11 protein-coding genes are annotated in these 13,288 nt (G+C 59.1%); 7 read left to right on the top strand and 4 right to left on the bottom strand.

The annotated features are described in order from the left end of the window. Positions 1-921 carry a ubiquinone anaerobic biosynthesis protein UbiV gene (gene ubiV / locus ACR0DS_RS18810; protein ID WP_480560658.1) on the top strand — a complete coding sequence of 307 codons (921 nt, stop codon included), beginning with the start codon at positions 1-3 and terminating at the stop codon, positions 919-921. Positions 922-1,007: 86 nt separating this feature from the next. Here ubiV and ACR0DS_RS18805 read toward each other — a convergent pair whose 3' ends face one another. The 4 genes from ACR0DS_RS18805 to ACR0DS_RS18790 all read right to left on the bottom strand — a co-directional run bounded on the left by ACR0DS_RS18805 (position 1,008) and on the right by ACR0DS_RS18790 (position 7,650). Continuing rightward, complete coding sequence (locus tag ACR0DS_RS18805; protein ID WP_480560659.1) at positions 1,008-2,150, bottom strand: amidohydrolase; 1,143 nt, start codon at positions 2,148-2,150, stop codon at positions 1,008-1,010. 170 nt (positions 2,151-2,320) lie between these two features. Next, entirely contained in the window at positions 2,321-4,339 is a 2,019-nt protein-coding gene (locus ACR0DS_RS18800) for a CocE/NonD family hydrolase (RefSeq protein ID WP_480560661.1), read from the bottom strand. 58 nt (positions 4,340-4,397) lie between these two features. Beyond that, the gene (locus tag ACR0DS_RS18795) at positions 4,398-6,437 is read right to left on the bottom strand and encodes an oxidoreductase (RefSeq protein WP_480560663.1); all 2,040 of its coding nucleotides are present in this window, start codon (positions 6,435-6,437) and stop codon (positions 4,398-4,400) included. Positions 6,438-6,723: 286 nt separating this feature from the next. Then, a complete protein-coding gene (locus ACR0DS_RS18790) occupies positions 6,724-7,650 on the bottom strand; it encodes a LysR family transcriptional regulator (protein ID WP_480560665.1) in 927 nt (308 codons plus the stop codon). 157 nt (positions 7,651-7,807) lie between these two features. Between ACR0DS_RS18790 and ACR0DS_RS18785 the strand changes: the two genes are divergently transcribed. The 6 genes from ACR0DS_RS18785 (at position 7,808) to ACR0DS_RS18760 (ending at position 13,152) form a co-directional block, all read left to right on the top strand. Further along, entirely contained in the window at positions 7,808-8,824 is a 1,017-nt protein-coding gene (locus ACR0DS_RS18785; protein ID WP_480560667.1) for a TRAP transporter substrate-binding protein, read from the top strand. A gap of 67 nt (positions 8,825-8,891) precedes the next feature. Beyond that, positions 8,892-9,428, top strand: coding sequence for a TRAP transporter small permease (locus ACR0DS_RS18780; RefSeq protein ID WP_480496055.1), 537 nt, complete (start codon positions 8,892-8,894; stop codon positions 9,426-9,428). A 17-nt stretch (positions 9,429-9,445) separates the two neighbouring features. Continuing rightward, entirely contained in the window at positions 9,446-10,786 is a 1,341-nt protein-coding gene (locus ACR0DS_RS18775; RefSeq protein WP_480496053.1) for a TRAP transporter large permease, read from the top strand. Positions 10,787-10,803: 17 nt separating this feature from the next. Next, a complete protein-coding gene (locus ACR0DS_RS18770) occupies positions 10,804-11,298 on the top strand; it encodes a universal stress protein (protein WP_480496051.1) in 495 nt (164 codons plus the stop codon). A gap of 26 nt (positions 11,299-11,324) precedes the next feature. After that, positions 11,325-11,711, top strand: a complete 387-nt coding sequence (locus ACR0DS_RS18765; RefSeq protein WP_480560669.1) for a nuclear transport factor 2 family protein — start codon at positions 11,325-11,327, stop codon at positions 11,709-11,711. 37 nt (positions 11,712-11,748) lie between these two features. Continuing rightward, a complete protein-coding gene (locus ACR0DS_RS18760) occupies positions 11,749-13,152 on the top strand; it encodes an NAD(P)/FAD-dependent oxidoreductase (protein ID WP_480560671.1) in 1,404 nt (467 codons plus the stop codon). Positions 13,153-13,288: the final 136 nt, after the last annotated feature.

Raw genomic sequence — 13,288 nt, 5'->3', positions numbered from 1 at the left:
ATGGAACTGACCGTTGGCCCCAACCAGTTTTTCTGGCCCGCCGAGAACTGGATGACTTTTTATGGGGATCTGGCCCATGCCTCCGTCGATCGCATCGTGCTGGGCGAGCTGGTTTGTTCCAAGCGCCTGCCGTTTTATCAGGACCGGATCCCCGACGCGATAACCCGACTGGTTGAGGCTGGCAAACAGGTTGCGCTGACCAGTCTTGCTCTGGTCACGCTCAAGCGCGAACGGAAACTGACCGCCGATCTGGCAGATCTGGGGGTCACGGTCGAGATCAACGATCTGACCGCGCTGGCGCATCTGCCCCAGAATACGGCTTTCGATGTCGGACCCCTGATCAATGTCTATAACGAAGGCACATTGGCATGGCTGGCGTCACGTGGCGCGCGCCGCATTTGCCTGCCACCGGAACTGCCAATCGCCTCGGTCAGGGTTCTGGCACAAGCCGCCGCCAGTCTGGGTGTCGCAGTCGAGGTTTGGGGCCATGGTCGCCTGCCATTGGCCATCTCCGGCCGGTGTTACCACGCGCGCCTGCATGGGCGCAGCAAGGATAATTGCCAGTTTGCCTGCGAAAACGATCCCGACGGGCTGGAAGTGCTGACCGGCGATGGACAGCCATTCATGGCCATGAACGGTGTGCAGACCCTGTCAGACAGCTATGCCTGCACGGATCATCAGATCGAGTTGCTGCAAAGCGCGGGCGTCGCGGCCCTGCGCCTGTCGCCGCAATCTCAGGGGTTCCCAAGGCTCTGCGCGCTCTACCGACAGCGGCTGGATGGGCAACTTGACCGGGGCGATCTGGAACATGCGCTGCGCGCCGCCGATCCCGGTATAAGGCTAAGCGATGGGTTCCTGACCGGCGCATCCGGTGCTGAATGGTCGGGTTCGGCACGCGTGTCCACCGAAGCGGCACGCTGATCATTCTGGAAAAGTCCGGCATCCGTGGGCGAATTTTAGCACGACCTGAACGGCGACCCGGAAAATCCAAGGATCGACCCGCGCATTCAGGTGGGAACTGGCAGACGTTGCCGCACCAGTTCGGCCCACAGATTTGCCCCCAATGGCAGCAGCGCGTCGTTGAAATCATAATCGTCCGCGTGCAGGGGGCGGCCATTCGACCCCTCGGTTCCATTGCCGATCAGCAGAAAACACCCCGGAACCGCAGCCGCAAATTCCGCGAAATCCTCGGAAAACGACATGGCGGTCCGGTCGCCGTCAACCTCCAGACCCAGCGTTTTTGCTGCTGAAACCACATGGGTTGCGGCGTCGGTATCGTTGATTGCCTCGATGAATTCGGTCCGGAATTCCACCGTCACCGCGACACCGTGGCTTTCCGCCACGCCCGCCGCGATCTGCCGCATATGGTGTTCAATCCGCGCGCGGTCATCGGGGGACATCGCCCGTGCGTCCCCTTTCAACACCGTTCGGCTTGGCAGGACGTTGCGCTGCCCATCGGTGATGAACTCGGTCACGGAAACGACCGCGCCAGACGCCGGGGCAAGCTTACGCGAAACGATGGTTTGCAAGGCCAGAACAAGCTCTGCTGCGGGCGTAAGTGTCTCGCGCCCGACATGGGGCATCGAAGCATGACCGCCCTGACCGGTGATGGTGATCTCGAATAGGCTTTCGCTGCAACAAATGACACCGGCGCGGGTTGAAACCCGCCCGACGGGTTCGCCCGGCAGATTGTGCGCGCCATAGATTTCGTCAATCGGAAAATCCCGCAGGACGCCTTCCTCAATCATCGCCCGCGCGCCCAGCCCGTGCTCCTCGTTGGGCTGGAACAGGAAGACAACGGTGCCGTCAAAGCCCTGATCCCTGGCCAAAAGCTCGGCCGCGCCCAGCAGCATCGTCGTATGGCCGTCATGGCCGCAGGCATGCATCACGCCCGGGTTCCGAGACTTGTAGGCAAAGCTGTTGGCTTCGGTAATGGGCAGCGCGTCGAAATCCGCGCGCAGACCGATGGACCGGTTGCCATGGCCCGCGCGCAGAACACCAACAACGCCGACACCTTCATGCACCTCGATGCCAAGGCTTCTCAGGTGATCGGCGATCCGGGCCTTGGTCCAGTCCTCCTGAAAGCCAAGCTCGGGGTTACGGTGAAACTCATGCCGCAGGGCGCGCAGGTTTTCGGAAAAACTCGTCATGGCAACACTCCTTCATCCTGCTTTCTTGCGCCCTTGCTACAGGATTTTGCAATCTCGCTCAAAGATCGGTTCCGATTGATGCAAGTTGTCCCCGGATGAGCGCCCTGAACAGTTTCGATCCTGTGAACCCACACACCTCAAGACGGGCAGGTCTGTAAAACATTCTGCGCCTACATCCCGTTGCGGGGGATGACATAAGACTGTTCGTCCTCAAAGATCAGATCGGCACCCGACCACGCCTTTAGGCGAGCGGTCAGGTGAAATTCGGTCGCTGTCGCCCTTTGTTCGGAATGGGTCCAGATCTTGGCTGACCACCCTTCGCGGTCGAAACCGGCGGTTTGCTCCATTGTGGCCACTGCCGACAACGGATCACCCGGCTGGATGGTATAGCGTCGATCCGACATATCGCTCAGCACCGTGCCGATATCGTCAAGGCGAATATCGCCCACCGGCCCAAAGACACCCCCGTCAAGGAAATACCTGTGTGTCACCGCGCCATTGGTCAGATCGGTGTGAACCGAACGCTCCATCGAGCCGGAGCGAACGTTCGTCTTCCGCGGGGCGACGTCGGAACCCTGAGGTTCCGGCAGCGGGCGTGGGGCTGGCGCGTCATCTCGCTGGCTGCGCGTGGGCAGGATCAGCCGCGACGTGCCGGGTCGGATCGTCAGCGTAACCGGCTCCGGCGCTGGCCACAGAACCGGCCAATAGGCAGACGCGATTTGCAGAACGATGCGATGACCCGCCAATACCCGATAACCGGTTCCATAAAGCGGGACAGTCACGTGCAAATCTTCGCCGGGTGTAATCGGTGTCGGTTCAGTGTCGCTGATCCGGTGCGTCAGGTTGCAGAACCCGCGTGCAATCAGCGTCTGTGCGCCGTCCGGGGCCTCATCCACCAGCAGGGCCGCAACAAAGCCCTGCGCCCGATCGGCAGAAACTGTCAGGTCTACCGAGGGCTGGCCCAGAATATCTATGGGCTTTTCCAAGGGCTTTGCTTTGAATTGCAGCGCCCCTGCGGCCTCGATCCGGCAATCTGCTGCCATATCTCCGGGTATTGCAAAGGAACACATGTCGCCCGCTGCGGCCCCGAAATTCTGTGGCGAACAGACCGACATCTCCCCGCCCGACCCGGTGGAGGCGTCCAGCGTTCCGTCATTCAGCCACAAGGGCTGGTCCTTGACATTTGGCGATGGCCAGCTCGGCTCTTCGATCCACCGCCCCTCGCGGTGTACATGAGTTCCGGACGGGGCGGCACTGTCTTGCAGGAAAAACCGCAGCGGCGGCTCGTCCATCAGGCCGGTGTCGATCCCCTTCAGCCAATGGTCCCAGAACCGGATTACCTCGCCGACGAAATCGACCCGGGGCCCCGGCACCCCTTCTTGCGGATACAGATGCGCCCAGGGGCCCATCAGGATCTTGACCGGCCCGCTCAGGTGTTCCGCGATGCGGAACGGCGTGTCGCGATACAGGTCCATCCATCCGCCAAAGAAATACACCGGCACATCGACATCCGCATAGTTTTCGCAGATCGAGCCGCGCCGCCACATGTCATCATGGGTCTGATGTTCCAGCCACATGGCGGGCCAGAATTCGACCCCCTCCAACCGTGCGCGCCACATGTCGATCCAGCGATCCGCGCCCACAATCTCGGGGTCGGGCGGCATGGCATTGTACAGCTGCATGATCGAGCCCCACCAGAAATTGTCATTGGCCAGACAGCCGCCGTAAAAGTGAATATCCTCGCGCCAGCGGTCATCCGTTCCCATCACCGGCGCAATCGCCTTCAGCGCAGGCGGGCGGGTCGCGGCCACCTGAAAGGCGTTATACGCCCCCCAGCTTTTGCCGAACATTCCGACATTTCCGTCGCACCAGTCCTGATCGGCAATCCACTGGATGATGTCGTGCCCATCCTGAATCTCCTGATGCGAATACTCGTCTTCGGGAATCCCGTCGCTGTCGCCATAACCGCGGATATCTACCCGGATCGACGCATAGCCCGCCGCGGCGAAATGCGGATGCATACTTTCATCCCGCATCCGGGTGCGATCCCGGCGGCGATAGGGGATGTATTCCAGAACACAGGGAACAGGCGTTGTTCGCGCCGATCCGGGCAGCCAAAGCCGGGCCGCAAGTTTTGCGCCGTCCGGCATGGGAATCCAAACGGTTTCGATGACCTCTGTGTTGCTCATGTCCGGTCCTTTGACTGACTGTCAGGTGAAAGGCTGCTTGTGGTGTGCTTCATTGATCTCACCACCGAAGCCCCAAGCGCAGCGCATCGTAAATGGCGGCATGCGTGTTACGTGATGAAACGGCATCTCCGATCCGGTACAGATCAAACCCGGCCTCTGGGACAGATTGCGGAAACACGGGGCCGGACCCGCTAACCAGCGCTTCATAATCCACGGCGCCCAGGTTGCGCGACAGCGGTTTCAGGTCGAAGTACAGATCATCCAGCGGCAAAACACCCTGATTGACAACCACCTGATCATACAGGCGCTTTTCTGTCAGGTCCGAGTAATCCGTTCCAATGGCTGCCTCCAGCTGATTGCCTGATCGCACCAGTGATTTCAGCGTCCGGGCGACTGTGAACACGGCTCCGGTCTTTTGCAGGGCCCGCATGTAGGGCACCAGGTTCATTCCCATGATTTCGGGGGCAAAACTTCGGTCGCGGGTCATGATTTCTACCCGCCCGCCCGCTTTTGCGATAGCCTCAGCCGCCATCAGGGCCGGGTGATCCCCCGCATCGTCATAGATAAGGACATTGTCGCCGGGGCGCACATCACCGGTCAGGATATCCCAGGCAGTAACCGCCAGATCGTTGCCCGCCTCCAGAACCGTCACCTCGGGCAACCCGCCGGTTGCGATCACCACCATGTCCGGCGCAAGCGCGGTTACAGCATCGGCGTCCGCAAAGGTGTTGAACCGAAATGTCACGTCGCGCGCCGCGCATTGGGCCATGCGCCAGTCGATGATTCCGATCATCTCGGACCGGCGTCGGGATTGCGCGGTCAGCCGCACCTGACCGCCGGGTTCGGGCGCGGCCTCAAGAACGGTGACGTCATGCCCGCGCTCGGCCGCGACCCGCGCGGCCTCAAGCCCGCCGGGGCCTGCGCCCACAATCACCGCGCGGCGGCGCGTTTCAGCAGCAGGGATCACATGCGGCATCGACAATTCGCGCCCGGTGGCCGGGTTGTGGATGCACAGCGCCTCACCCGCCTGATAAATGCGGTCAAGACAATAGGTGGCGCCAACGCAAGGCCGGATGTCCTCTTCCCGTCCGGCCCGGATTTTGGCAACGATCATCGGATCGGCCATATGTGCGCGGGTCATGCCGACCATGTCCAGCAGTCCCGAGGCCACCGCATGCCGTGCCGTTGCCACATCGGGAATGCGCGCGGCGTGAAAGGTCGGCATCCCAACCTCGGCCCTCACGCGCCCGGCGAAATCCAGATGGGGTGCGCTTTTCATGCCCTGAACCGGGATCACGTCCGTCATGGCCGGGTCGGTATGAATACGCCCGCGAATAATGTTCAGGAAATCGACCTGACCACTGTCACGCAGCCTTCGGGCAATCTCCAGCCCTTCCGCTTCGGTGATGCCGCCCTTTTCCACCTCGTCGGCGGTGTAACGGACCCCTATGATGAAATCGCGCCCGACGCGGTCGCGGATTGCATCCAGAACCATGAAGCCAAAGCGCAACCGGTTGTCCAGATTGCCCCCAAAAGGCGCGTCCATCCGATTGGTCATCGGCGACCAGAACTGATCGATCAGATGGCCATAGGCCTGCAATTCAATTCCATCCAGCCCGGCGGCCTGCATCCGTTCGGCAGCATCGGCGTAATCGGTCACAATCCGCGCGATGTCGAAATCTTCCATCTTCTTGGCAAAGGCCCGGTGCGCCGGTTCCCGGTCGTGCGACGGCGACAGGGATGGCAGCCAGTCACCCTTGTTCCAGCCCGTGCGCCGCCCCAGATGGGTCAGCTGGATCATCACCGCACAGCCATGGGCATGGCAGGCATCCGTCAGCTCCGCCATCCAGCGGACTACCTCGTCCTTGTAAGCTAGGATATTGTTGAACGCAGGCGGGCTGTCGCGGCTGACAACGGCCGACCCCGCCGTCATGGTCATCGCAACCCCCGCTTTGGCCCGCACCTCGTGATAGGCACGATAACGTTCCGTCGGCATCCCATCTTCGGGATAGGCGGGTTCGTGACTGGTCGTCATGATCCGGTTCTTCAGCGTCAGGTGCTTTAGCTGATAAGGTTGCAGCAAGGCATCGCGGCTCATGATAGCGCCTCGTGATCGGTTTGAGTGCGCAAGGCGGCAACAGGGTCGGATGACATGCGGCTCTCCGGTTGTCTGGGGGCAAGAGGTGTGGGTCTTTGCTGATTGAAATCAAACTGGAATTGCCAAGTCAAACTTGTTTTCAATCAGACGTTTTGGACCCATTTTCCTCATGCCTTACGCCCGAGTGGACAGGACAAGCGTGGCCGCGCGCACCCGGTTGGCGCATGCCTTCGGTGAACAAATCCTCTTGCGGGGTGCCACGCGCAAACAGGCGGCGAGGCCGGGCTCAGGGCACTTCGGAATGGACGCTCAGCAGGGTTTCCAGAAACAGTTTGGCCGCGCGTGTCGGATCCGGCTGTTTCCGCGTCACTGCCGCAAAGCGCGTTCTGTATTTGATGTCCTGCGGCATCACCTGCCTCATAAGCCCCTTATCAACAAATTCCTGCGCCAGATGGTCCGGAAGAAAGCCCAGATAGCTGCCTGACAGAATAAGTATTGCAAGGGCTTGTTCGTTTTGCACTTTGGCGGCGCGCCGAAACCCCAGTTGCTGGCCGTAGATCAGGTTGGGCGAGTTCACGTTCAGACCCGCATAGTTGAAGGCCTGAATGTCCCGCAAGCTCAGCGTGTCAGCGGACTGGCTGAACAACGGATTGGCCTGCCCGCAATACAGAAACATGTTTTCCCCATAAAGCGGCGCATAATGCAGGCTTGCCGAGGGGCGGTGCAGGGCGATGATCCCGACATCCAGCTGCCCGCTGATAACCATGGTCTCAATGACGTTGGGCGGTTCAATCGACAACTCGATCTGGATGGCAGGGGCGGCTTCGTTGAACCTGTGAATGGCGCGGGCAAGGCGCGCTTCTGGGTTCGTGGTGCATTGATCGAACAGCGCCACGCGGATACTTCCTGCCAGTTGCTGCTTGATCTCGTTGACTTCGGTTCTGAACTGCGAAACCGAAATCAGCAGGTCTTCTGTCGCGGCCAGCACTTTCTCGCCGTCTTCAGTCAGGGAAAAACCCGCCGGGCCACGGTTGCACAGCTTCAGATCCAGCCGAAGCTCCAGATCCGATATGTGTTTCGAGATTGTTGATTTCCCGATGTTGAGCTCAATTTCTGCTGCCGAAAACCCTCCGCTTTCCGCAACGGTTTTGAAAACCCGAAGAAGGCGAATGTCCGTGTCCCCGATGCGGGTGGCCAGTGGGTTCTGTCTCATATTATAAGTTCGACATTTGTGAAACCTTTCGCGCAAATATTAACAACGACGAAACCATGTTGGCAAGATAGCCTCTTGTGGCCGAGGCAGAATCGGACTGGCCACCTTCTCCCCAGGCCATCGCGCACCTCGAAACACGACAAATGGGAGGACATCCATGTCATTTATCAAAAAGCTTGGCACCATCAGCGCCGCCGTTTCCGTTGCTGCACTGATGGTCGCAGGCGCGGCTGATGCGAAGAACTTCAAGATCGCGGTGGGCGATAGCGCAGGAAGCGCACAGGAAGCTCTGGGCATCGCCTTCGTCAAGGCGCTGGAAGAGAAATCGGGCGGTGCCCACACCGCCACGCTGTTCCTGAACGGTCAGCTGGGGTCCGAACAGGACACCGTGAACGAGGCGGCGATCGGCACGCTGGATATGTCGCTGCTGGCGATCAATAACATCACGCCGTTCTCGCCCTCGGTCGGTGTTTTCACGCTGCCTTACGTGATCCTCAGCCTGGAAGATGCCGAAAAGCTGACTCAGGGCCCAATCGGTCAGGAACTGGTCGAAAACACCATCCGTGATGCCGGCGTGCGCATCATCGGCTGGACCTATACCGGTTTCCGTCGCTTGACCAACTCGAAAAAGCCGGTCAAATCGGTTGCCGACCTTCAGGATCTGGTCATCCGCGTTCCCAAGAACGAGATCATGATCGAAACCTACAAGGCATGGGGCATCAACCCGACGCCAATGGCCTGGTCGGAAACCTTCACTGGTCTGCAAACCAAGGTGGTTGACGGGCAGGACAACCCTTACCTGACCATCAACGCGATGAAGTTCTACGAGGTTCAGGACCACGTCACCAACCTGCGTTACATCTTCTCGATCGAACCGCTCATCGTTTCAGAAGCGGTCTTCCAGGACCTGTCCGCAGAAGATCAGGCAATTATCCTTGAAGCGGGACAGGAAGCCACCCTGGCATCCGCACAGTTCCTGCGGGATTCCGAAGCCGCCATAAAGGAAGAGCTGACCGCCAAAGGTATGGAGATCATCGATCCCGAAAACGACGAAGCCGAGTTCATCGAACTGGCGACAGGTGCCGTATGGCCCCAGTTCTACGACTCCATCGGTGGCGTCGAAAAACTGAACACCGTTCTGGAAGCCATTGGCCGCGAGCCGGTGCAGCAATAATCGCCGCAGAGCGATACCGGGAAGAGCGCCACGGCGCTCTTCTCATCTCAGGGAGGAGTGAAACCACATGTTCTGGAAATTTCTGGACAACATAGAAAGTGTCATCTGCCGGATACTCTTATCCGGCTTTGTCTGCCTTTTATTCGTGCAGATCATCGCGCGCGAAGTCTTCGGCTTTTCGGTCAGCTGGATCGAAGAACTCTCGGTCTACATGTTCGTATGGTTCGTCTATTTCGGCGCAAGTTACGCCGCCTTGAAAGGGGCGCATAACCGCGTGACATTCCAGTTCAAGTTCCTGCCTGAGGGGGCGATCAAGTACATCGAAGCCTTCGCCGATCTCTTCTGGCTCTTCTTCAATGTCTACTTCCTCTATCTGGCGACAGATTTTGTCTTCAACAAGATGAACAAGTTCTGGAAATCCCAGACCCTGGGTGTCGAGATGAAGTATATCTACATGGTGCTGCCCATCGCGTTTGCGCTGATGACCGTCCGCATCATTCAGGTGAATTACCTACGCCTTGTCAAAGGCGAGGACATTCACGATCCCGATCAGATCGACCTCGACGAAATCAAAGCTGCGACCGAAGCAGCAAAGAAATCCTAAGGGCAGGGGGTTAAATCATGGAATCCGAAATCGTCACGGTCCTGTTTGGATCATTTCTGTTCTTGCTGCTCATTGGCGCGCCGATCACGGTGGCGCTGGGTGTCGCGTCGCTGATCTCGTTTCTCTATCTGGGCGATAACCCGATAAAATTCGTGCAGATCGCCTTTACATCCGTGGGCTCGTTCCCGCTGATGGCGCTGCCAGCCTTTATCCTCGCCGGGGCCCTGATGGAGGCTGCCGGTATCTCAAAACGCCTGATCAACGTTGCCGAAAGTCTGGCCGGTCCTTTCACCGGTGGTATTTCGGCCGCAACGGTCATGGCCTGTCTGTTCTTTGGTGCAATTTCGGGCTCGGGCCCGGCAACAACCGCGGCTGTTGGGATGCTGATGATCCCGGCAATGATCGACCGCGGCTATGAGCGCGGCTATGCCTCGGCGATCACTGCGTCCTCTGGCGGCCTCGGGATTATCATTCCTCCCTCCATCCCGATGGTGATCTTCGGCATTGCCGCGCTCGGTATGGCCCCGCCACCCGAAGCGGTCGAGAAATTCGGCACCTTCCAGTCGGTTTCGATTTCGAAACTGTTCATTGCCGGGTTTGTACCCGCCTTCCTGATCGCCACCAGCCTTTTGATCCTGAACTACTTCATGTCGAAAAAGCGCGGCTACAAAGGCGTCGCCGAAGGCTGGTCGATCCGCCATGTGGGCTGCGAAATGTATCGCGGGTTCTGGTCTTTGATGGCGCCGCTGGTGATCTTGGGTGGTATCTATACCGGCTTCTTCACCCCGACCGAGGCTGCAATCGTCGCGATCTTCTATACCCTGTTCGTGGGGGTAGTCATCTATCGCGAACTGACCTGGCAGTCGCTGTTCCAGTCGCTTGAAGCCACCACATGGCTGACCGGTCGCGTCCTGCTGATCCTGTTCACCGCTACGGTGTTCGGACGTCTTTTGGTGGAAAACCAGATCCCGGCGATCATCGCAGATTCGATGCTCAGCTTCACCGACAACCTCTATGTAATCTGGGCGCTGATCATCTTCTTCCTGCTGTTCGTCGGCATGTTCATGGAAACACTGGCCACCATCCTGATCCTTGTTCCGGTAATGCTGCCGGTGGCGTATTCGGTGGGTATCGATCCGATCCACTTTGGCGTGGTGATGGTCTGTACGCTGGGCATCGGGTTCCAGACCCCGCCGCTGGGCGAGAACCTGTTCATCGCATCGGGTATCTCGAACATCTCGATCGAACAGATCTCGTTGCGCGCGCTGCCTTTTGCGGCGGCAAACACGGTGGCGATCTTCATTATCGCCTTCTTCCCTGAACTGTCGCTGTGGCTTCCACGGCTGTTTGGCTACTGATCTGAAAGGATGACGACATGAAACAGATGGTCTCCAACATCCTGTTTGCCACCGACCTGTCCGAAAACTCGGGTCACGCCATGCGCCATGCCGCAAGCATCGCGCAGGCCACCGGGGCGGAGATTCACGTGTTACACGTGAATGAACCCTTGTCGGACGACGCCAAGATCACGATGGAAATCTTCATCATGAACGAAGAGACCCGCAAGACCGCCATTGAGCGTCGTCACGAGATGGTGCGCAAGGTTCTGGCCGAACGGCAAGCCAAGTTCTGGGCGCAGTTCGACGGCGACGACGGGAAAATTCGCGATCAGGTCACCTCGGTCGAGGTGACTGACGGCCATCCCGCAGAAGTGATCCTGCGCCGCTCGGTCGAACTGGGTTGCGACCTGATCGTATTGGGCGCGCATGATCACGGCTTTTCGCACACCTTCCTGGGCACGGTCGCAAAACGCGTTTTGCGGCGCTCGAGGATCCCGACACTGATCGTTCCGAACCCGGACGAAATGTAACAACCCCACTGACAAGGAAGTACAAAATGAACAAAACCCTGACCGCGCAGGACCTGGCGGATACGTTTGACGCGTTCAACCGCCACGACATCGACGGCGTGATGACCCACTTCGCCGACGACTGCGTGTTCTACACCGTGGCCGGTGACGAGAAATATGGCAACAAGGTTGAAGGTGCCGAAGCCATCGCCGCCGCGTTTTCGGGCGTCTGGGCAGGCATGAAAGACGCCCATTGGGACCATCACAGCCACTTTGTCCACGGTGATCGTGCCGTATCCGAGTGGACCTTCTCGGGAACCGACGCAAACGGAATGCGGATCGAAGCCGAAGGTGCAGATCTGTTCACCGTTCGTGACGGTAAAATCATTGTAAAACAGGCGCTTCGCAAAACGCGCCCAATGTTCAAAGCCTGATCCGCCGCCCTGCGCGCAGCCTCGGAGAAAAACAAGAATGGTGGATAACAGCATCCCGCGTCACTGGCCCAAGGCCAGCTATGACCCCAAATATGACCCGATCATTGATGCGGGTCCGGGTCACAATCGCGACCACGCGCCCACATATTGGATTGGAACGGCCGGAACACCTCCGGCCGATGATGGACCTGTGTCCAGCGATATGGATGCAGATGTGGTGGTGATCGGATCGGGGTATACCGGCCTGTCCACCGCCATCCATCTTGCCAAGGAACATGGCATTCAAGCCGTTGTTTTAGAAGCAAATACCGTCTCCTGGGGCTGCTCCACCCGCAACGGCGGGCAGGCCCAGATTTCATCCGGGCGGCTCAAGCGGTCGCAATGGATCGAACGGTGGGGAACGGACGTGGCCAAGCGCATGCATGCCGAGGTCACAGAAGCGTTTCAGCTGTTCAACGATCTGATTGCGACCGACGATATCGATTGCGACCCCCAGCCAGGCGGCCACTACTACATCGCGCATCGCGACAAGGTCATGCCGTCCCTCAAGAAAGAGAGCAAGCTGCTCAACGATGTGTTCGGCTATGGCTCGCGCATCCTCTCCCGGGAAGAACTGCACGAAAAGCACGTGCGCGATATGGAGGCCGCAGGTGCCATGTGGGAACCTGACGGGACCTGCATCCATGCGGGTAAACTGGCGTTCGGCTACGTCAACATGGCGCGCCGTCTGGGGGTGAAAATTCACACCGGCAGTCCGGTCATGGGATGGCAGACGAAAAACGGCGTGCATCACCTGCGCACACCGGGCGGCATCGTCCGCGCCAAAACGGTGGCCCTGGCAACCGCGGGCTATACCCCACCGGGCCTGAACACGCGCACAAAGCACCGCCTGATGCCTATCCTGTCAAACTCGATGGTGACACGGCCGCTGACCCAGGCCGAACTGGATGAGTGTGGCATTCAGACCAAATCACCCCTGACGGACACCCGCACCTTGCGCCACTACTATCGTTTATTGCCCGACAACCGGATGCAGATCGGCAGCCGCAGCGCGGTAACGGGGCGGGATGCCGAGAACGAAAGACATCTGGAGCTTCTGAAAAAGGGTCTTGCCCGAAAGTTCCCGGCGCTGACGGATATCAACCTCGATTACTCGTGGTGGGGCTGGGTCGATGTCAGCCACGATATGATGCCGCGTATCTTTCAACCAGACCCGCAACAGCGCGTGTTCTACGCGATGGGATATGGTGGCAACGGCGTGATGTACTCGGCTCAGGCCGGGCGTCGTATGGCACAGCTGATCGCGGGCAAGAAAGACAAGGCCTTTGCCCTGCCGATCTTCACGTCCCCGCTGCCCAGCCATGGCATCCTGACACCCTTCCGCCGCCTCGGCCAGCGCATAGCCTATGTCGGCTATTACCTCAGAGACGAAATACTCTAATTTACCAACGCTTTGGCGTTCTGAAGATAAGGAAACACCCCTATGAAGATGACGACGGAAGAGGCCTTTGTTAAGGTTTTGCAGATGCATGGTATTGAACATGCGTTTGGGATCATTGGCTCTGCGATGATGCCGA

Source organism: Ruegeria sp. AF5 (genome assembly GCF_056541905.1).
This window is presented reverse-complemented; position numbering and strand designations above follow the sequence as displayed.

Coding starts and splice junctions, on each gene's coding strand:
- ACR0DS_RS18785 (WP_480560667.1), top strand. CDS start 7,808: ATGTCATTTATCAAAAAGCTTGGCACCATCAGCGCCGCCGTTTCCGTT.
- ACR0DS_RS18780 (WP_480496055.1), top strand. CDS start 8,892: ATGTTCTGGAAATTTCTGGACAACATAGAAAGTGTCATCTGCCGGATA.
- ACR0DS_RS18765 (WP_480560669.1), top strand. CDS start 11,325: ATGAACAAAACCCTGACCGCGCAGGACCTGGCGGATACGTTTGACGCG.
- ACR0DS_RS18805 (WP_480560659.1), bottom strand. CDS start 2,150: ATGACGAGTTTTTCCGAAAACCTGCGCGCCCTGCGGCATGAGTTTCAC.
- ACR0DS_RS18760 (WP_480560671.1), top strand. CDS start 11,749: ATGGTGGATAACAGCATCCCGCGTCACTGGCCCAAGGCCAGCTATGAC.
- ACR0DS_RS18770 (WP_480496051.1), top strand. CDS start 10,804: ATGAAACAGATGGTCTCCAACATCCTGTTTGCCACCGACCTGTCCGAA.
- ubiV (WP_480560658.1), top strand. CDS start 1: ATGGAACTGACCGTTGGCCCCAACCAGTTTTTCTGGCCCGCCGAGAAC.
- ACR0DS_RS18775 (WP_480496053.1), top strand. CDS start 9,446: ATGGAATCCGAAATCGTCACGGTCCTGTTTGGATCATTTCTGTTCTTG.
- ACR0DS_RS18790 (WP_480560665.1), bottom strand. CDS start 7,650: ATGAGACAGAACCCACTGGCCACCCGCATCGGGGACACGGACATTCGC.
- ACR0DS_RS18800 (WP_480560661.1), bottom strand. CDS start 4,339: ATGAGCAACACAGAGGTCATCGAAACCGTTTGGATTCCCATGCCGGAC.
- ACR0DS_RS18795 (WP_480560663.1), bottom strand. CDS start 6,437: ATGAGCCGCGATGCCTTGCTGCAACCTTATCAGCTAAAGCACCTGACG.